The 19,854-nt window shown below is 64.3% G+C and carries 15 protein-coding genes and 3 pseudogenes; 8 read left to right on the top strand and 10 right to left on the bottom strand.

Features of this window, described 5'->3' with window-relative positions:
• Nucleotides 1-64 precede the first annotated feature (64 nt).
• The 3 genes and pseudogenes from AB3L03_RS24600 to AB3L03_RS24590 all read left to right on the top strand — a co-directional run bounded on the left by AB3L03_RS24600 (nucleotide 65) and on the right by AB3L03_RS24590 (nucleotide 3,349).
• Nucleotides 65-1,020 (top strand): annotated as a pseudogene (locus tag AB3L03_RS24600) (carbohydrate ABC transporter permease).
• A complete protein-coding gene (locus AB3L03_RS24595) occupies nucleotides 1,013-1,909 on the top strand; it encodes a carbohydrate ABC transporter permease (protein WP_018453844.1) in 897 nt (298 codons plus the stop codon). Before AB3L03_RS24600 ends, AB3L03_RS24595 begins: the two are co-directional and overlap by 8 nt.
• Nucleotides 1,910-1,993: 84 nt before the next feature.
• Nucleotides 1,994-3,349, top strand: coding sequence for an esterase-like activity of phytase family protein (locus tag AB3L03_RS24590; protein ID WP_085395146.1), 1,356 nt, complete (start codon nucleotides 1,994-1,996; stop codon nucleotides 3,347-3,349).
• Between the two features lie 192 nt (nucleotides 3,350-3,541).
• On the opposite strand, the gene AB3L03_RS24585 is transcribed toward AB3L03_RS24590, so the two are convergent.
• On the bottom strand, nucleotides 3,542-5,218 hold the full coding sequence (locus AB3L03_RS24585) for a mucoidy inhibitor MuiA family protein (RefSeq protein WP_085395148.1): 1,677 nt from the start codon (nucleotides 5,216-5,218) through the stop codon (nucleotides 3,542-3,544).
• A gap of 150 nt (nucleotides 5,219-5,368) precedes the next feature.
• Nucleotides 5,369-5,989 (bottom strand): response regulator transcription factor, encoded by a 621-nt coding sequence (locus AB3L03_RS24580; RefSeq protein ID WP_368507147.1) that lies wholly within the window; start codon nucleotides 5,987-5,989, stop codon nucleotides 5,369-5,371.
• A 202-nt stretch (nucleotides 5,990-6,191) separates the two neighbouring features.
• On the opposite strand from AB3L03_RS24580, the gene AB3L03_RS24575 reads away from it, so the two are divergent.
• On the top strand, nucleotides 6,192-7,208 hold the full coding sequence (locus tag AB3L03_RS24575; protein WP_204512204.1) for an AraC family transcriptional regulator: 1,017 nt from the start codon (nucleotides 6,192-6,194) through the stop codon (nucleotides 7,206-7,208).
• 13 nt (nucleotides 7,209-7,221) lie between these two features.
• On the opposite strand, the gene AB3L03_RS24570 is transcribed toward AB3L03_RS24575, so the two are convergent.
• From AB3L03_RS24570 to AB3L03_RS24560, 3 genes are read right to left on the bottom strand one after another with little or no spacing between them, the layout of a single operon-like run.
• Nucleotides 7,222-7,857 carry a GNAT family N-acetyltransferase gene (locus AB3L03_RS24570; RefSeq protein WP_204512205.1) on the bottom strand — a complete coding sequence of 212 codons (636 nt, stop codon included), beginning with the start codon at nucleotides 7,855-7,857 and terminating at the stop codon, nucleotides 7,222-7,224.
• Nucleotides 7,858-7,879: 22 nt separating this feature from the next.
• On the bottom strand, nucleotides 7,880-8,530 hold the full coding sequence (locus AB3L03_RS24565) for a CoA transferase subunit B (protein ID WP_007596236.1): 651 nt from the start codon (nucleotides 8,528-8,530) through the stop codon (nucleotides 7,880-7,882).
• 15 nt (nucleotides 8,531-8,545) lie between these two features.
• Nucleotides 8,546-9,253, bottom strand: coding sequence for a CoA transferase subunit A (locus tag AB3L03_RS24560; protein ID WP_085349162.1), 708 nt, complete (start codon nucleotides 9,251-9,253; stop codon nucleotides 8,546-8,548).
• A 289-nt stretch (nucleotides 9,254-9,542) separates the two neighbouring features.
• Between AB3L03_RS24560 and AB3L03_RS24555 the strand changes: the two are divergent.
• From AB3L03_RS24555 to AB3L03_RS24540, 4 genes and pseudogenes are all read left to right on the top strand, one after another.
• Nucleotides 9,543-11,472 (top strand): annotated as a pseudogene (locus tag AB3L03_RS24555) (AsmA family protein).
• Nucleotides 11,473-11,681: 209 nt separating this feature from the next.
• Nucleotides 11,682-13,067, top strand: a complete 1,386-nt coding sequence (locus tag AB3L03_RS24550; protein ID WP_018453835.1) for an ABC transporter substrate-binding protein — start codon at nucleotides 11,682-11,684, stop codon at nucleotides 13,065-13,067.
• Nucleotides 13,068-13,142: 75 nt separating this feature from the next.
• Nucleotides 13,143-14,015, top strand: a complete 873-nt coding sequence (locus AB3L03_RS24545) for a carbohydrate ABC transporter permease (protein WP_018453834.1) — start codon at nucleotides 13,143-13,145, stop codon at nucleotides 14,013-14,015.
• The gene (locus tag AB3L03_RS24540) at nucleotides 14,012-14,863 is read left to right on the top strand and encodes a carbohydrate ABC transporter permease (protein WP_018453833.1); all 852 of its coding nucleotides are present in this window, start codon (nucleotides 14,012-14,014) and stop codon (nucleotides 14,861-14,863) included. Before AB3L03_RS24545 ends, AB3L03_RS24540 begins: the two co-directional genes overlap by 4 nt.
• Here the strand turns inward: AB3L03_RS24540 and AB3L03_RS24535 are convergent.
• The 5 genes and pseudogenes from AB3L03_RS24535 to AB3L03_RS24515 form a co-directional block, all read right to left on the bottom strand.
• A complete protein-coding gene (locus tag AB3L03_RS24535) occupies nucleotides 14,838-15,359 on the bottom strand; it encodes a DUF6622 family protein (protein ID WP_368507146.1) in 522 nt (173 codons plus the stop codon). The genes AB3L03_RS24540 and AB3L03_RS24535 overlap by 26 nt on opposite strands.
• 12 nt (nucleotides 15,360-15,371) lie before the next feature.
• On the bottom strand, nucleotides 15,372-16,184 hold the full coding sequence (locus AB3L03_RS24530; RefSeq protein ID WP_018453831.1) for an ABC transporter permease: 813 nt from the start codon (nucleotides 16,182-16,184) through the stop codon (nucleotides 15,372-15,374).
• A gap of 4 nt (nucleotides 16,185-16,188) precedes the next feature.
• Nucleotides 16,189-17,103, bottom strand: coding sequence for an ABC transporter permease (locus tag AB3L03_RS24525; protein ID WP_018453830.1), 915 nt, complete (start codon nucleotides 17,101-17,103; stop codon nucleotides 16,189-16,191).
• Nucleotides 17,100-18,268 (bottom strand): annotated as a pseudogene (locus tag AB3L03_RS24520) (ABC transporter ATP-binding protein). Before AB3L03_RS24520 ends, AB3L03_RS24525 begins: the two are co-directional and overlap by 4 nt.
• Nucleotides 18,269-18,343: 75 nt before the next feature.
• Nucleotides 18,344-19,801: a glycerol-3-phosphate dehydrogenase gene (locus tag AB3L03_RS24515; RefSeq protein WP_368509072.1), complete on the bottom strand. Its 1,458-nt coding sequence runs from the start codon at nucleotides 19,799-19,801 to the stop codon at nucleotides 18,344-18,346.
• Between the last annotated feature and the right edge of the window lie 53 nt (nucleotides 19,802-19,854).

The following is a 19,854-nucleotide window of genomic DNA, read 5'->3' as shown; positions in this document are numbered from 1 at the left end:
AATTTTGTCACGGGCTCCTCGCAATGACGGGCTTGGTGACTTTCAGAGACGGGACAACAAACCGATGTCCGTGACCACACTCTCTTCTCCAGCCCTCGTGCACCGGCAACCCTCCTGGCTGGTGCGCCTGTTCGACTACAAGCCGTTCCTGATCGTGATGTGCCTCGCACCTGCGATCGGGCTGCTCACGGTGTTCCTGACCTATCCGCTCGGCCTCGGCATCTGGCTCGCCTTCACCGACACGACAATCGGCAGAAAAGGCGTCTTCGTCGGCTTCGAGAATTTCCAGTATCTGCTCACCGATTCCTGTGGTGGAACGCGGTGTTCTACAGCGTGGTCTACACGGGGATCGCGACCTTTGGAAAGTTCGCGCTCGGCTTCTGGCTCGCACTGCTGCTCAACAACCATTTTCCGTTCAAGAGCCTGTTGCGTGCGATCATCCTGATGCCTTGGATCGTGCCGACGGTGCTCTCGGCGCTGGCGTTCTGGTGGATCTACGATCCGCAGTTCTCGATCATCTCCTACCTTCTGGTCGACGTGCTGCACTGGCGCACCACCAATATCGACTTCCTCGGCTCGCCCTGGCCGGCGCGCTTCTCGCTGATCGCCGCCAATATCTGGCGCGGCATTCCCTTCGTCGCGATCTCGCTGCTGGCGGGCCTGCAGACCATTTCGCCCTCGCTCTACGAAGCCGCGATGCTCGATGGCGCCAGCGCCTGGCAGCGGTTCCGCTACATCACCTTCCCGATGATGATGCCGATCCTCGCGATCGTCATGACCTTCTCGATCATCTTCACCTTCACCGATTTCCAGCTGGTCTACGCCATCACCCGGGGCGGCCCCGGCAACTCAACCCATTTGCTGGCAACGCTGGCCTTCCAGCGCGGCATTGCGGGCGGCGAGCTCGGCGAGGGCGCGGCGATTGCGGTGTCGATGATCCCGTTCCTCGTGTTCGCAACGCTGTTCTCTTATTTCGGCCTGGCGCGCCGCAAATGGCAGCAGGGAGAGAGCAATGACTGATACCGCCGCCGAGCCGGCCGCCGTCGCCACCACGCCGCCGGACACCATGGCCTGGGATTCCGGGCTGCGGCGGCTGATGATGATCTATCTGCCGCTCGGCTGCTTCGTGCTGATCCTCCTATTTCCGTTCTACTGGATGACGATCACGTCGTTCAAGCCGAACGCAGAGCTGATGAACTACAAGGAGCACAACCCGTTCTGGATCTCCTCGCCGACGCTGGCCCACATCAAGCACCTGTTGTTCGACACCGCCTATCCGCGCTGGCTGTGGACGACGATGCTGGTCGCGGTCGGGGCGACTACGCTGTCGCTGATCGCGAGCACGCTGGCCGCCTATGCGATCGAGCGCCTGCGCTTCCGCGGCAGTCCCTATGTCGGCCTCGGCATTTACATGGCCTATCTCGTGCCGCCGTCGATCCTGTTCATTCCGCTCGCGACCGTGGTCGTGCAGTTCGGCCTGTTCGACAGCCCGCTTGCGTTGATCCTGGTCTACCCGACCTTCCTGGTGCCGTTCTGCACCTGGCTCCTGATCGGCTATTTCAAGTCGATCCCCTACGAGCTCGAGGAATGCGCGCTGGTGGACGGCGCCACCAGGCTCCAGATCCTGCGACGGATCACGCTGCCGCTGGCGGTGCCCGGCCTGATCTCGGCCGGCATCTTCTCCTTCACGCTGTCCTGGAACGAGTTCATCTACGCGCTCGCCTTTATCCAGAGCGGCGCCAACAAGACGGTGCCGGTCGCGATCCTGACCGAGCTCGTCACCGGCGACGTCTATCAGTGGGGCGCGCTGATGGCGGGCTCGCTGCTCGGCTCGCTGCCGGTTGCGATCTTCTACTCGCTGTTCGTCGATTACTACGTGTCGTCGCTGACGGGCGCGGTCAAGGAGTAGCTGTCGGCTGCGGCGTTTGGCCCGGTTTCACAAAACTGCAATGCGCGGTCCGCATAAGACGGCCTCCGTTAACAGGAGACGCACATGCGCGCGACTTTGCTTAGTACCGTCGCAACGATCATTCTGACCGCGAGCTCCGCGCAGGCGCAGAGCGAAGGCGAATTCCCCGCCAAGCTCGCCGGCCACGTCGTGATGCCGGCCGCCACGTTCATCGACGCGCCGGCTGATGCTCCCGCCGATCTCAAGACATCCGGTAAATACACCACCGGGAAGCGGGTCGACGCGCTCGGCACGGTGATGGGCAAGTCCTATGAGCGGGCCACCGGCGTGTCGCTGCCGTTCAAGGGCCAGCCGCTGCAGGGCCATTCCGGTATCAAGTCGATGGGGGACGGCACTTTCTGGGTCATCACCGACAACGGCATGGGCGCGCGCGCCAATTCGCCAGATTCGATGCTGTACCTCAACCGCTACAGGATGGATTGGGCCGGCGGCAAGATCGAGCGGCTGGAGACCGTGTTCCTGCACGATCCCGACAGACGCGTGCCGTTCCGCATCGTGCATGAAGACACCGAGAGGCGTTACCTCACCGGCTCCGACTTCGACACCGAAGGTTTCCAGATTATCGGCGACACCTTCTGGATCGGCGACGAGTTCGGCCCCTACATCCTGAAGGCCGACAAGACCGGCAAGATTCTGGCCGTATTCGAGACGGTCGCCGACGGTAAGCCCGTGCGATCGCCGGATCATTGGGCGGTGGCGACCCCGGGCGCGCCGGGTGCGACCTACACCAACGTCAACCTCCGACGCTCCAAGGGTTACGAGGGCTTCGCCGCCTCGAAAGACGGCAAGTTTCTCTACGGCCTGCTCGAGGGGCCGCTCTGGGATGCCGAGAAAAAGGACTGGGAGAAGGTCGACGGCAAGGAAGCCTCGCGCATCCTCGAATTCGACGTCGCCGCGGAAAAATTCACTGGCCGCTACTGGCAGTATGTGTTCGAGCAGAACGGCAATGCCATCGGCGACTTCAACATGATCGACCCGAGCGCCGGCCTGATCATCGAGCGCGACAACGGCGAAGGCACGCCCGAAAAGGCCTGCCCGCAAGGCACCCGCGGCGAGAACTGCTTCCCCGACGTGGCCAAGTTCAAGCGCGTCTACAAGATCGAGCTCACCGACGCCAATGTCGGCAAGCCCGTGCGCAAGATCGGCTACATCGACCTCCTGAAGATCAGGGATCCCGACAAGAAGGCGAAGAAGCCGCTCAATGACGGCGTCTACACGTTCCCGTTCTTCACCATCGAGAACGTCGATCGTGTCGACGAAACCCACATCATCGTCGGCAATGACAACAATCTGCCGTTCTCGTCCAGCCGCGATCCCAACAAGGCCGACGACGACGAGTTCATGCTGCTCGATGTCGCGGACTTCCTGAAGGCGAAGTAAGCCAGCGCTCTCTCAACGCGGGTCATCGCCCGGCTCGACCGGGCGATCCAGTACGCCGCGGCGCCAGCGATCAAATCGTGAGGCCGCGGCGTACTAGATGCCCCGCCCTCGTGCGTAACTGCGCACTAGGCGGGACATGACGGACAGTGAGCGAGCACGAGGTAAAGACAACTCGCACCTCGGCGCCGCACATCAACCCGCCGGCACGATCACCATGCTCTTGTCCTTCGGCCAGCGAACGCGCCAGGCGAAATTGATGTCGCGGACCTCACCGGGCTTGGCGTCGAACGACCATTCCAGCACGCCGCGCCGGTCGCGAATGTTGCTTGCGGTCGGCGGCGTGGTCGCAGGCAGCATCTCGACGAGGATGTCCTCGTTCTCGCTGACCGGCAATTGATCCTCAATCGCGACCTTGATCGGGAAGTCGTGACCGTTGCGGATCGTCGTCTTGAACGATCGCTCGTCGGTCTTCGACGTCGTGACCAGGAGACCGGCCGAACCTTCGTTGCGCTTGAGCACCGCGCGCTCGATCCTGACCTTGTCGTCGGCGCCGAAGCCGAGCCGCACGATATCGTCCTTGGCCGAAGCCGAGAGTTTGCCGCGGCCGACGAAAGTCCCGTCGCGATAGATTGCGACCTTGCCCGGCAACAGGCTCGTGTCGTCGGTCTGCTTGAAGCTCGCTTCGAGGAAGGCGGTGGGGTCCATCACCGGTGCCGCGCGCACCATGAGATCGGCGGGCACGGTCATCGAGGCGATGCGCAGGCTCTTGGCGCCCTCGGCGGCCCCGAGGCTGACGCGGCCGGGAATTTTGTAGGTGGCCTGGAAGTCACCGATCTCGGCGACCGCCTGCTGCTCTTCGGCGCGTTCGCGGATATCGTCCGCCGCCTTGGCCGCGGAAGTTTCCATCTTGCGCTGCTGCATGGGCGCCGCCGCAGGCATTGCCGAATCCGAAACTGAGCCCAGCGCCCGCGGCCTCGGTACCTGCGGATATTGTGCGACCAGCGAATTCAGCTCCGGCGCGCTGCCGCCGCGGCCGATGCGGACCGTGGAGACGCCGAGCGTGACATTGGACCAGTCCTCGCCGGTCGATTGCGTGACTTCGGCACGGCGGACAAGCTCGAGCTGTGGTTTGCGATCCTTCGCGCCGGTGTCGAGCCGGGCGTCGTAGAGCGGCAGCCAGCGCGCATTGCGCACATTGTAGGTGACCCTCAACGTCGCCTTGGTAGCCACCGGCGCGGCGATGTCCATGCGGACTTCGAGCTTGCTCGGCGGCTTGGCCTTCCGCTCGACTTCGAGCTGGGCGATCTGCCGATCGATCTCGCGCATCTTGCGCGTGGCGTCGCGGACGGCGGTATCGGCGCTTGCAATTTCCTCGCCGACGGTGGCAAAGGCCGTGCGCCATTCGGCAATCGGCCGCGCCTCGCCCTTGTCGCCGATGCCCGCAGGCGACGCTTCCGCAAAGTGCTCCGCGAATTTGCGCCGCGCATTGGCCGAGTCGATCGCGCCTTGCAGGTCGGCGCGTTGGTCGTTCAGCGCCTCGATGCGCTTGTCCAGCTCCGGCAAATTGACCGGCGCCGCACGTGGCGTTCGCGCATCGATCGTGCCGATGGTGAGCTTCGCTCCCCCCTCACCCTCCACCCGGATCGAGGAGGTGTCGAGACCAAGCGGGAAGTCCTTGGCAACGAGCGTCGAGTCACCAGACGGCAGGTCCACTGCGATGACGCGGGTTACGGTCGCGCCATCCGGGTAAACGGTGACGGTATCGATGGCCGACGTGGCGTCCAATTCGGCGGCCCATGACGACGACGCGAATGCCGTGCTCACCAGAACCAGGCTCGTCGTCGCCAAACATCTTGCGGTGATGCGCATCAAGTCCCTCCTCCAAGTCATCGCCGCCGCCAGCCGGACGCGCGATCCAATGCCTCGCCAACATGGTTGGACGCGGCAGGGAAGGAACTGGTTCGATTGGGGTTTCCGTGGGGCGCCGCCGCGGCGGCAGCAAGGCCCGCGACGGAGCGCTTAATCCTGAGGAGTCGAACCCTGCCCGAAGATGCGGCGAAGCAGGTCCGTCACGTTCTTCGCACCGGCCTTCCTCAGAATACCGGCGCGATAGCCCTCGACCGTGCGTGCGCTCAGATGCATGCGCCGGGCGACCTCCTTGTTGGTCAGGCCGGCGGCGAGATGCTCGAGCACGTCGCCCTCTCGCGTGGTCAGGGGTTCGCAGCCGGGCAGCCAGCGCTGCCGGCTGGAGCCGGGCTGTGCGAACTCGTCGATGGCGGCATCGATCCGGTCGATGATGTCGCGGGTGCGGAACGGCTTCTCGATGAAGTCGGCCGCACCGCTCCTGATGGCATCCACCGCCATGGCGATGCTGCCGTTTGTCGCGGTCACCAGCACCGGCGCCATGCAGTTTTCCTCGCGCAGGCGCTTGAGCACGTCGAGACCGGAGCGATCGGCCGGCATCTCCAGCAGCACGCAGGCCGGCATCCGCGCCTTGGCCTCCGAGAGCAGAGACGCGCCGTCGGCGAAGCAGATCACGTTGTATGCGCTTTGTTGAAGCGCGGTGGAAAGTTGTTCGCGGGAGGCGGCATCGGTGTCGATGACGAATACCTCACCCTTGGAAAGCATGTCCCCCGGCATAATTCCGATCCAGCAATGTCTTGGGTCAAATGGTCCGAGACGGCAGCGGGGCCTCGTCGCGCCGCGCCGTCATTTGCACAGCACTCACGCCCGTGCTTCGGTTTCACTTATGTATGTTCCACCCTGTTCCCGGATTTGACCGATCGGGACAGAAACTTTACATTTCGGGACATCGGCGGGACGGCTGGCAGGAACGGGGCGCATGACCGACCTCATTCGTAGCGCGGGCTTGAGCTATTACCTGGAGGTCGCCCGGTCGGTCGGGCTCGACCCCAAACACATGATGCGCAAGGTCAGGCTGCCGCTGGCCTGCCTCGACAAGCCCGATACACCCATTGCCGTCACAAGCCTGCGACGTCTGCTCGAATTGTCGGCCGAGGCGTCCGGAGCCGAAGATTTCGGGTTGCGGCTTGCTGAACGCGGCGGGCTGACCAATTTCGGCGCGGTCGGCCTGATCGTGCGCGAACAGGCGACCGTTGGTGAAGCCATCGAAGCCTTCTCGCGCTTCATCCCGATCCATCACGACGGCATGAAGCTGGACGTCACCCGCGACAAGCAGACCGTCAGCGTCACGCTGCACCTGCGCGGCCGGCAGCCGGCCGCGCCGCGCCAGTCGATCGACATGGCGCTCGGCAGCGTCCACCGCATCATCCAGTCGCTGTTCGGCAGCGATTGGCGGCCGCAGGAAGTGCACCTGCATTACCCGCCGCCGCACGACCGCAAGCGCTACCGCGAGTTCTACGGCTGCCGTGTGACCTTCAATGCGGAGGCCGATTCGATCCTGTTGTCGGCACACGACATGGAGCGCCGGATCCCGAGCGCGCATCCGCTGATCGCGAGCTATCTGCGCAAGCGGATCGAGGCGATCGAGACGCGGCCGGCAAGCTGGGAGGAGAAGGTCGACGAGGTCGTGCGTCTCCTGCTCGCCGGCGGCGGCTGCACGGTCGAGCGCGTCGCCGAACACCTCGCCTGCACCCGGCGCACCATCCACCGCCACCTCGCCGAAGCCGGCACCAGCTTCTCGGCCATTCTCGACGCGCAGCGCGCCGATCTCGTGGTCCAGCTCATCGACGACCCCGGCCGGCCGCTGGCCGACATCGCCGTGCAGCTCGGCTTCTCCGCACAGAGCGCCATGGCCCGCTGGTTTCGCGGCCATTTCGGCTGCACCATCACCGCATGGCGCAAAGGCGCCCGGCCATTGGCGGCAACCGCGGCTTGATTTTCAAGACCGATCACATCACCCGCGCAAACATGCGAAAGCCCGGCGCACCGATGATCGCCTCGAAGGCAGGATCGCGCTTCTCCTCGGCAAGGACAAAGCCGGCCTTGGTATAAGCGCGCTCGGCGGGCTCGTTGCCGATCAGGAACGATATTGTCGCCCGTGCACATCCAGCCGCTCGCCCCTTCTCCAGCGCATGCGCGATCAGTGACTGCACCAGGCCGCGGCCGCGATAGGCGGGATCGGTCGCGACATGCTCGATCATCCAATCGCCCTCGCCGCCCTGAACCCAGCAGGCGCGGGTGTAGCCGCCGCGTTGACGGATGGCCTCCAGCTCTGCCGCGGCGAGTCCGGACGCGGCTGCGACTTCCTCGATCGCACGCCAAGCCGCTGGTCCCGTGCCGGCCGCCGGTAGCGCACACAAGGCGGCAGCAGGCTTGCCATCGATCTCGGCGACCAGAAATTGCGAGACGTGCCACATCGACACCGCGCGAGCGGCTGCGACGTGCGCGATGAAATCGCGGCACTGTGTTTCAGGCCAACCGAGCGCAACGTCGAACCAGCCACGCGGCCGGTAGCCGCGCTGCGATGAAAGGATGGTTTGTGCGATGAAATCGGCGTCTTCGGGACGCGCAGACCGTATCGTCATGCGCGCCCCCTTCGCGAAAACTTTACGTGTTCTTCAGTGCGACGCGAAATTCGGCCTCGGTCTTGGCCTTGACCTCGTCGAGCGAGACGCCGTCGGCGAGCTCGATCAGCGCCATGCCGCCGCTGCCGTGCTTGTCGATGGTGAAGACGGCCAGGTCAGTCACGACCATGTCGACCACGCGCTCGCCGGTCAGCGGCAAATTGCACTGCTTCAGGAGCTTTGGACCGTCCTTGGCCGAATGCTCCATCACCACGACCACGCGCTTGACGCCGGCGACGAGATCCATCGCGCCGCCCATGCCCTTGACCATCTTGCCGGGGATCATCCAGTTGGCGAGATCGCCGTTCTGGGCCACCTGCATGGCGCCGAGGATCGACAGATCCATGTGGCCGCCACGGATCATGCCGAAGGAATCCGCGCTCGAGAAATACGAGGTCGACGGCAGTTCGCTCACGGTCTGCTTGCCGGCGTTGATGAGATCGGCGTCCTCTTCGCCCTCGTACGGGAACGGGCCCATGCCGAGCATGCCGTTCTCGCTCTGAAGGCTGACGTCCATGCCGTCCGGGATGTAGTTCGAGACCAGCGTCGGGATGCCGATGCCGAGATTGACGTAATAGCCGTCACGCAGTTCCTTCGCGGCGCGCGCAGCCATCTGTTCACGGGTCCAGGCCATCTTAGTCTCCTGATCTCAAGCTGCCGTGCGCGGGCGGGTGTTGCGGAATTCGATGCGCTTCTTGGCCGTTCCGACCTCGACGATGCGCTTGACGAAAAGACCGGGCGTGTGGATGTGGTCGGGATTGAGTTCGCCGGCCGGAACCAGATGCTCGACCTCGGCCACCGTGACCTTGGCGGCGGTCGCCATCATCGGGTTAAAGTTGCGCGCGGTCTTGCGATAGATGAGGTTACCTGCGGTGTCGCCCTTCCAGGCGTGGACGATGGCGAGGTCGGCGAACAGGCCGCGCTCCATCAGGTATTTCTGTCCGTCGAATTCTTTCACTTCCTTGCCTTCGGCGATCAGCGTGCCGACGCCGGTCTTGGTGTAGAAGGCCGGAATGCCGGCGCCGCCCGCGCGGATGCGCTCGGCCAGCGTGCCCTGCGGATTGAATTCGAGTTCCAGCTCGCCGGCGAGGAATTGCTGGGCGAACAGCTTGTTCTCCCCGACATAGGACGAGATCATCTTCTTGATCTGGCGGGTTTCGAGCAGGCGGCTGAGGCCAATGCCGTCGACGCCGGCATTGTTTGAGACCACCGTCAGGTCCTTGACGCCGGAGTCGCGGATCGCGTCCGACAGCGTCTCGGCGATGCCGCAGAGGCCGAAGCCGCCCGACATGATCATCATGCCGTCTTTCAGAACGCCCTCGAGAGCCGACTTGGCGTCGGGATAGACCTTGTTCATGCAAATTACCTTCGAGTGAACCTTCGGCTTGCAGGCGTCGCGCCTTAGTGGCGGCGATTATTAGGCGAAATCGTCCGAAGCCGTCAATGATACGGGGTTCTCCGCTCCGCCCCTGGGTGATAGAAGCTGCCCAAGCCGTGGGCGCAACCGTTCCCGCGGCCTTGAAAGCGACAAGAAAACCCATCAAGTTGCGGCACTTAACACAATAGGTCTTGGGCGTGGGGCGCGCAGGTTTCCCGGCCCGCCTTCTGGCTCCAGCGACCAACTCGATCAGGACATGCCATTGACCATGGCCCAAGGAATGAAGCGCCTCGGGACGCCGATCGCGGCGCTGCTCGGCGTGGCGCTGATCGCCCTGATCGCGACCTCATGGCTCATCAACCGCGACGCACTGCGCAAGGCCGTGGAAACGCAGATCCGCGACGTCACCGGGCTCGAGGTCAACGTCGCAGGCGCGATCGACATTTCGGTGCTGCCGGCAAGCTACATCTCCTTCCATGACGTCGGCCTGAAGGGCGGCGGCACCAGTGATCCGGCGCTCCATGTCGACGTGCTCACCGCGAACCTGCGGCTGCTGCCGCTGCTGCTGCAACGGTTCGAGATCGCCGACCTGACGCTGCTGCGGCCGCGCATCCATGTCAGCCTGAAGCCGGACGGTGAAAGCAACTGGACACCGTTCATCCAGACCATCGCGCGCACCATGAAGCCTGGCGCCGAGAATCAAGTGTCGTTCTCCGAGATCCGGATCCAGGACGGCGTGCTCAATTACGAGGACGCTGCCACGCACGGCACCGAGAAGCTCGAGGACATCGACCTGTCGCTGGCCTGGCCCTCGATCTCGCGCTCCTTCGCCGCGACCGGACAATTCGACTGGCGGGGCGAACGGGTCGACGGCTCGATCAGCTTTTCCGATTTCGTCGCCGCCCTCTCCGGCGAGCGCTCGGGGTTGAAGGCGCGGATCGCGAGCGCACCGCTCAAGCTCGCCTTCGACGGCAGCGTCGCCAACCGCACCAGCCCGATGATGGAGGGCACGCTCACCATCGACAGCCCGTCCCTGCGCAACGCGCTACGCTGGACCGGCCAGCCGCAGCCCGCCAGCGGCGGCTTCGGCCGCTTCGCGCTGAAGGCGCGGGCCAATGTCGTCGGCGCGTCGATCGCGCTCACCAACGTCAATGTCGAGCTCGACGGCAACACCGCCGAGGGCGTGATGACCTACGCCAATAACGGCCGGCAGACGCTGCAGGCGACGCTCGCAGCCGACGCGCTCGACTTCACCCCCTATATCTCGACTTTCCGCCTGCTCGCGAGCGGCGCGCGCGACTGGAACAGGCAGCTGTTCGATCTCAACGCCTTGTCGACCACCGACCTCGACATGCGCCTGTCGGCCGCCAAGCTGACGGTCGGGGCATCGAAACTTGGCCGCACCGCGATCGGCGCGAGATCTGCGCAACGGCACGCTGGCGCTCTCGGTCGGCGAGGCCCAGGTTTATGGCGGCATCGCCAAGGGCTCGTTCGGCATCGCGCGCTCCGACACCGTCGCCGACATCAAGGCGCAATTCCAGTTCACCGACGTCGACCTTCAGGCCTGCGCCTCCGAGCTGTTCGGCATCAACAAGCTGTCCGGGCGCGGCAACATCAACGTCTCGCTCCTCGCGTCCGGCTCGAGCCCGTTCGGCCTCGTGCAGTCGCTCGACGGCAGCGCCAACGTGACCGGGCATGACGGCGCGATCGCGGGCTTCAATGCCGAGCAGCTCCTGAAGCGGCTCGAGCGGCGGCCGCTGTCCGGCGGCGGCAATTTTCGCAACGGCTCTACCCCTTACGACAATCTCACCATCGCGGTGAAGTTCTCCGACGGCGTCGCCACCGCCGAGGACATCCGCGTCGAAGGACCTGCGGCGAAGATCACGATGACCGGCACCGCCTCGGTGCCGACGCGCGAATACGACATGAAGGGCGTGGCCAGCCTCAACAGCGCGTCGGGGTTCGAATTGCCCTTCGTGGTGCAGGGCCCCTGGGACGACCCCCTGGTGTTTCCCGATCCGGAAAGCCTGATCCGCCGCTCGCCGGCCTCTGCGCCCTTGCTCGACATGCTGAAAGACCGCAAGCCGGGCGACGCGGTGCGCTCCGCGATCGAGCGCATCACCGGCACCGGAAAACGTCCCGCACCGGCCGAAGCGCCGACGGCGGAGAACGCCAAGGAAGGCGCGAAGTCGAATTAAGGACGGCGATCAAGCGGCGCCAGCAGATCGGCGCGAATTGATCAGGGCGCATTGATGCAGCGATTGGATCGATGCGCACGTTAAGCATCTCCTCTCGCCCGACACCCCCACGACCTATGTCTGACAACAAGCCGCTAGATCGTATCACGGCCATGCGCTAGTGTTTTATACGACCGGTTAAAAACACCGGCCGTTTGAGGGAGAAAAACGTGAAATCCAAGGTTATTGGCGCAGTATCACTGGCGGTCGCTGCGGCCGGGCTGTTTGCAGCCGCTGCACCCGCATTTGCGCAGCAGAAGACGATTACGGTCTGGTGGGGCAAGGGCTTCTACCGCTCCGAAGACGACGCGCTGCTCGAGACGATCAAGAAGTTCGAAGCCAAGACCGGCATCAAGGTCGAATTGTCGCAGTACGCGATCCAGGACATGATTCCGAAGACGGTCGCCGCACTCGATTCAGGCACCGTGCCCGATGTTGCCTATTCCGACACCTACGACGTGCAGGTCCAGGGCAAGTGGGCCTACGAAGGCAGGCTCGAGGACCTCTCCGACATCATGGAGCCGATCAAGGATCGGTTCGTGCAGAACACGCTGGATGCGTCGATCCTCTATAACGACGTCACCAAGAAGAAGGCCTATTACGGCTTCCCGCTGAAGCAGCAGAGCATGCATGTCGAGATCTGGAACGACATGCTTGAGAAGGCCGGCTTCAAGCTCGCCGACATCCCGACCGACTGGGAAGGCTACTGGACGTTCTGGTGCGACAAGGTGCAACCGGGGATCCGCAAAGCCACCGGCCAGCGCGTCTACGGCGTCGGCCAGCCGATGGGCGTGGAATCCACCGACGCCTTCCAGTCGTTCTACACCTTCATGGATGCCTATCACGTCAAGCTGGTCGACGACGACGGCAAGCTCACGGTCGACGATCCCAAGGTCCGCGAGAACCTGATCAAGGCGATGAAGGACTACACCGACACCTACATCAAGGGCTGCACCCCGCCGTCCTCGACGACCTGGAAGGATCCCGACAACAACGTCGCGTTCCACAACAAGACCATCGTGATGACCCACAACTTCACGATCTCGATCGCGGCGAAGTGGTTCGAGGATTCCCAGAACCAGACGCTCACGCCCGAGCAGCGCGAAGCCGGCAAGAAGGCCTATGGCGAGGACATCATCACCGCGTCCTTCCCGAAGGCTCCGGACGGTTCGACGATCCGCTACCGCTCGGACGTTAAGACCGGGCTGGTCTTCTCCGTGGCCAAGAACAAGGCCGAGGCCAAGCAGTTCATCGCCTTCCTGCTCCAGGAGGAGAACGTCCGCCCCTATATCGAGGGTGCGCTCGGCCGCTGGTTCCCGGTGACGAAGGAAAGCCAAGAGAGCCCGTTCTGGCAGGCTGACCGGCATCGCAAGGCGGTCTACTCGCAGTTTAAGGGCGGCACCGCCGCGTTCGACTTCACCAAGAACTGGAAGTTCACCATCCTGAACAACGAGAACGTCTGGGCCAAGGCGATGAACCGCGTGGTCAGCGAGAAGGTGCCGGTGGACAAGGCGGTCGACGAGCTGATCGCCCGCATCAAGGCGGTCGCGGGCTGATCTCGGACTGCAATAAGGTATATGCTAATACCGGTCGCGGCTCTCCGCGACCGGTTGCTTCGGTGGGTATGCGATATGGCGATCACACTTTCCGGCTCAGACACAATTCCGGCCCCTCCCCTGTCGGCGCGCCTGACCACGCAGCAGGTCTGGGGCATCTTGCTGCTTGTGCCCTATCTACTCGTCTTCCTGGCCTTCGTCGTCTATCCCGTCGGCTACGGCCTGTGGCTGGCGCGCAGTCCGGCGAACTATGTCGCGCTGTACAACGACCCGATCTTCGCGCGCGCCGCGGTCAACACGCTGATCTTCCTGGTCATCGGCATCAACGTGAAGATGCTGATCGCGCTGTTCCTGTCCGGCTTCTTCGCCCAGCAGCGCCCCTGGATCAAATGGCTGTCGGTGATCTTCATCCTGCCTTGGGCGGTGCCCTCGATCCCGACTATCCTGTCGGTCCGCTTCATGCTCAATCCCGAATGGGGCATGGTCAACCATTTCATCTTCTCTCTCACCGGCGATGACGGGCCGAACTGGCTGAACGATCCGACGGTCGCGCTGACCATGGCGATCGCCGTGCATATCTGGAAGTCGCTGCCGTTCTGGACGCTGATCCTGCTGACCGGGCGGCTCGCGATCCCGCAGGATCTGTACGAGGCGTCCGAGGTCGACGGCGCCAGTCCGTGGCAGAAATTTCGCTTCATCACCTGGCCGTCGATGCAGATGCTCTACGTCACCTGCACGCTGCTCTCGATGATCTGGACGCTCGGCGACTTCAACAGCGTCTATCTGCTCACTGGCGGCGGGCCGGCCGACCTCACTCATGTGCTGTCGACACTCGGCATCCGCTATCTCCGGCTCGACCAGCTCTCGCTTGCGATGGCCTCTATCGTCTGCGCGATACCGCTCGTGCTGCCGCTGATATACTTCATGATGAAACGGTTGTCGCGATGAAGCTTCCCACCCTCCGCGAAGTTGGCACCGAAGCCAAGCTCCTGCTGATCGGCATCCCGGTCTTCATCTGGACCATGATTCCGATCTACCACATGTTCCTGTTCGCGATTTCGCCCAAGGAGGACGCGTTCTCGGGCAAGCTGTGGCCGGATCATCCGACGCTGCACAACTTCCACATCGTGTTCTACCAGGAGCACTATTTCCTGCGAGACTTCTGGATCCAGTTCTGGAACTCGACGGTGATCGCGCTGGCCGCAGGCGCGCTGACCTTGTTCGTCGCGACCGCCGCCGCATTCTCGATCTCGCGGCTTAAGGCGCCGGGCGGCCGCTGGGTGATGAATCTCGCGCTGTTCACCTACTTCATCCCGGCGGCGTTCCTCGCCGTGCCGATGTACCGCACCATGGGCAACTACGGCCTGCTCAACAATCACTGGTCGCTGATCCTGGCGATGGTGACGATCGCTTCGCCTTACGCGATCTGGGTGCTGAAGCAGGCGTCCGACAAGCTGCCGGTCGAGCTCGACGAGGCCGCCGTGATGGACGGCGCGACCACGCTGCAGCTGTTCCGCCTGGTCTATGTGCCGCTGATGATGCCCTCGCTGGTCGCGATCGGCACCTATGCCGTGCTGCTGGCCTGGAACGAATATCTCTACGCGTTCCTGCTCTTGTCCAAGGACACCGATATCACGCTGCCGGTCGCGCTCGGCAACTTCCTCGCCGCCGACGACTCGCCGTGGGAGCTGTTGATGACCACCGGCTTCATCTACGCGCTGCCGCCGGCCGCGGTCTATTACGCCTTCAAGCGCTACATGGTGGGCGGGCTCACGGCCGGTGCGGTGAAGTCCTGAGATCCACGGCGCGCTTTCTTTGGTAGGCAACCAGCAGCGCGATCGTCGAGCCGATGAAATAGCCCGCGGTCGCGCCCGAAATCGCGCCGCCGACGACGAGTGCGAGTGCACGGTCGCTCGCATCGACCGTCGAGATCACGCCGACCGCATACTGCAGAGAGAATATGACGAGGTTGCGGATCAGCGCAAAGGCGCCACCCGCGCGGATGATCTCGCCTGTCTTGTGATCGACGTCGAACGGACGCGACGTTAATACGCCGATCGGCAACAACACCAATGCGGCCCCGCCCCAGGCAACCAGCGGCCACGCGCTATCCTGATGTCCGAAGCCAATCCGCGAAATGCCCCAGACGATGAATACGATCGGAACGATCAGCGCACGCCAGATCGGCGTCTTGCGCGGCTGCATCGCCTTGATGCCCTGCCAGACCAGATAGGCGAGCAAGGTCCAGACCCAGAGCGGCGTATGCACCAGGACCTGATAGGCAAACGTCATCATCGCCTCCCGTTATAGCGGCGCCGCGCTCTCGCCCTGCGAGCTCGACAGTTTCGAGGCGAGCGAGGCGATGACGATGACAACAGCAATCAAGGCGATCACCAGCGTGCAGATCGCGTTGATCTCGGGCTTCACTCCGAGCCGCACTTCCGAATAGATCCGGATCGGCAGCGTCGCCGAGCCGGGGCCGGTGGTGAAGCTCGCGATCACGAGATCGTCCAGCGACAGCGTGAAGGCGAGCATCCAGCCCGCGACGATCGCAGGCGCGATCAGCGGCAGCGTTACGGCCACGAACGCGCGCAGGGGGTCGTAGCCGAGATCCATCGCGGCCTCTTCCAAGGAGCGGTCGAGCGAGCCGAGGCGGGACTGCACGACGACGGCGACGAAGCACATCGTCAGCGTGGTATGGGCGATCGTCACCGTCCAGAAGCCGCGCTCCGCGTTTAGCGCCACGAACAGCAGCAGCAGCGACAGTCCGGTGATCACCTCCGGCATCACCAGCGGCGCATAGAGCATGCCGGAGAACAGGGTGCGGCCGCGAAACCGCTCGCCGCGCGACAGCGCCACGGCGGCGAGCGTGCCGATCAGGGTCGCAATGGTTGCCGACGAAACCGCGACGCGCAGGCTCATCCAGGCCGCCTCGATCATGGCGCGGTCATTGAAGAACTCGTGATACCAGCGCAGCGACCAGCCACCCCACACCGTCACCAGCCGCGAGGCATTGAAGGAATAGATCACGAGGATCAGGATCGGCAGATAGAGGAAGGCCAGACCCAGCGAAAGCGAGGCGACGTTGAAGCGGGACAGACGGGAGACCTTGCGCATCGCCTCACCGCCCCTGTTCCAGCTGCCGCTTCTGCAGCCGTTCGTACAGCAGCAGCGGGACCAGCAGCACCACCAACAACACGATGGCCGCGGCGGAGGCGACCGGCCAGTCCTTGTTAGTGAAGAATTCGAGCCACAAGGTCTGGCCGATCATCAGCGCATTGGAGCCGGCCAGGAGATCCGGAATGACGAACTCGCCGACGATGGGGATGAAGCACAGCAGCACGCCGGCGCCGACGCCGGGCAGCGACAGCGGGAAGGTGACGAGCCAGAACACCTGCCAGCGCGGCGCGCCGAGATCGGAGGCGGCCTCCTCCAGCACCGGCTCCATTTTGGCCAGCGTGGCGTAGAGCGGCAGGATCATGAACGGCAGGTAGGAATAGACGATGCCGATATACATCGCGCTGTCGGTGGAGAGCCACACCACGGGCTGACTAACCAGATGCAGCGCCAGCAGTATCTGGTTGAGCAGGCCGTCGTGCTGGAGGATGTTGATCCAGGCATAGATCCGGATCAGGAACGAGGTCCAGAACGGCACGATCACCAGCACCATCGCCACGGCCTGCCAGCGCGCCGGCAGCCGCGCCATGCCGTAGGCGATGGGATAGCCGATCAGGAGCAACAGCGCGGTCGCGGTGACGGCGACGGTGAGGCTACGCACATAGGCGAACACGTAGATATCGTCGGAGACGAGCAGCCTGAAATTGTCGATCGACAGCGCGGCAAAGGCGGCCTTCAGCGCCCCCCATCCCGCCATCAGGTCGAACACCGGCTCGTAAGGCGGCTGCGCGATCGCCGTCTGCGACAGGCTGATCTTCAGCACGAAGCCGAACGGCACCAGGAAGAACAGCACCATCCAGACATAGGGCGCGATCGCGGCAAAGTGAGCCGGTCGCGCAAAAATGCGGCGCCCGCTCATGACGGCAGCACCACGCAGTCGTCGGGCGTGAACCAGGCGACGACAGGCTGGCCCACGCTGTAGGCGTCGACGTCAAGGCGCGCGCTGTTGGCGACCGACGCCTGCACCGTCCCGCCGGCCTCGAGCTTCACCTTGTAAGTGGTGGTGCCGCCGAGATAGCAGATGTCGGCGATCACGCCGTCCAGCTGGTTGATCGCCGTCTCATGACCGGCCTCCTCCCCGGCCCACGGCGCGACAGCTTGACCTTCTCGGGGCGGATCGCAACCGATAATCTGACCTCACCGAACGGCTCGCGCGGCTCCGCCACCACCAGCGGTCCCGCATCGCGCGTGCCTATGACCAGACGATGACCGTCGCGCAATTTGGACTTGGCGTCGAACAGGTTGATGTCGCCGACAAACTCCGCGATCCAGCGCGAGCGTGGCGCCTCGTAGAGTTCGCGGGGACTCGCGACCTGCGCCAGCCTGCCGTCCCTCATCACGCCGATCCGGCTCGCCATCGTCATCGCCTCTTCCTGGTCGTGGGTGACGATGATGAAGGTCATGCCGAGCCGGCGCTGAAGCTCCATCAGTTCGCCTTGGGTGCTTTCGCGCAGCTTCTTGTCCAGCGCTGCGAGCGGCTCATCGAGCAGAAGGAGCTGCGGGCGTCGCGCCAGTGCACGCGCCAACGCCACGCGCTGGCGCTGTCCCCCGGAGAGCTGGTCGGGCTTGCGCTTCTCGAGTCCGTCGAGCTTCACCAGCGCAACCATCTCCGCCACACGCGTGGCGATGTCTGCGCGCGCCATACCGGCGCGCTTCAGGCCGAAGGCGATGTTGTCGCGCACCGACAGGTGCGGAAACAGCGCGTAGTTCTGGAACATCATGTTGATCGGCCGCTCATGCGGCAGCGCCTGCGCGATGTCCTTGCCGCCGAGCAGAATGCGCCCTTGATCCGGCGCTTCGAAACCGGCGAGCATGCGCAGAAGCGTGGTCTTGCCGCAGCCGCTGGGCCCGAGCAGCGCAAAGAACTCGCCGGCCTTGATGTCGAGCGAGACGCCATCGACGGCCCGGAACGTCCCGAACGTCTTGGCGACGCCCTCGATGCGCAGCAACGGCTCGCCGGCCGCGAACTGCGTCTCTCCGACCGCAGCCGCAGCCGCGTCTGTTCTGGGCAACTCGTCAGTCATGGTTCCTGCCAACCCCAATCAAGCCGCACGCTAGCGGCCGATCGTCCCTCACTCAACCGGTTAGAGGCCGTTCGTTCACGCATTCGCCATGAACGCAGCCAGCGCATTGCATTCCCCCGCTGACATCGTCAGGCCGAGCTTGGAGCGGCGCCACAGGATGTCCTCGGGAAAACGCGCCCATTCGTGGGTCATGAGATAGCGCACCTCGGCCCCGGTCAGTTCGGGACCGAAGGCGGGGCCGAGATCGTCCCGGGTCTTCGCCTCGGCAAGCACAGCCGATAGCCGCGAGCCATAGGCCGCGACGAGGCGTTGGGCCTGCGCCTCCGAGAGAAAGCGCCAGCGGTCACGCGCAAGATCGACCTCGGTGTCGAAACGATCCCAGGCAAAATCTCCGCCCGGCAGCGCCGCGCCTGCGGTCCAGGGCGGCGACATCGGATAGAACGGCGTCAACTTCGTCACCGCGCGCTCCGCCCGCAGGCGCGAGGTGGTGACGTCACCGCCAAACATCGTGATCAGCGGCGCCTTGCGCCGTCGCGCGTCGAACAGCGTCGTGCCATCACGCCCGCGCGCGGACGCCAGCGTCAGGTTGACGCCGGAGACCGCGCGCACCACGTCGGTCGGGGCAACGCGCTCGCGGAAATAGCGACTGGCCGCTTCGCAGAGATAGCTGACGTCGGCCCCCCGCATCGCGACGATCGCAGGATCGCCGGTGAAATCGTGCGTGACTGTTCCAATCAGTGTGAAATCGCGCGCGATAGGACTCGCGAAGATCAGCCGGCCATCGCTGTTCTGGAAGACGTAGACGTTATCGGAATCGAACAATCGCGGGACGATGATCTGGCTCATCTGCATCGCCGCCACGGCGGGTTGCGGCTGCCGCAGCACGGTCTCGGCGACGATCGACGTCCAGCCGCCGGTGGCGTTGGCCAGTGCCCGGGCCGTGATCGTGCGACGATGGCCGCGGTCGACCACCGCGAGCCGCCATGTGTCGGTTTGATCGGCGCGCACACAGCGCGCTCCAGTCCGAATCACGGCGCCGCGCTCGGCCGCATCCAGTGCCGTGAGCACCACCAGTCGGGAATCGTCGACGACGCAATCCGAATATTCGAAGGCCGTGCCGAATGGTCGTTTCAGCGCGTTGCCGACCGGATGATGCGTGATGTCGAGGGTCGCCGTTGCAGGCAGGCCGCTCCGGCTGGTGAGGCTGTCGTAGAGGAGCAGGCCGACGCGCAGCAGCCATGGTGGGCGCTCGTCGGAATGCGCCGGGATCACGAAGCGCATCGGCCGAACCAGATGCGGCGCGATCCGGAGCCAGATCCGGCGCTCAGCGAGCGCCCGGCGCACCCGGCGGAAGCCGCGCCGTTCCAGAACCGACAGGGCGCCGTGGATCAGCCGCGGCGTTGCCGACGACGCCGCGCCGCCCAGATCGCCCTGCTCCAACAGGATGACCCGCAGGCCGCGGCCGGCGGCATCGCGGGCGAGGCTGACGCCGTTCAGGCCGCCGCCGATGATCGCAAAATCGTAATCCGCCATGAAGCCGTCGAATGGGAGCGAAACGCTCGCCATCTCTAGAGCCATTTCCCTTC

The sequence above is a fragment of the Bradyrhizobium lupini genome (assembly GCF_040939785.1).
GTDB lineage: Bacteria > Pseudomonadota > Alphaproteobacteria > Rhizobiales > Xanthobacteraceae > Bradyrhizobium > Bradyrhizobium canariense_D.
Note: the sequence above shows the minus strand (reverse complement) of the source record. Positions and strands in the feature narration are given on the sequence as shown.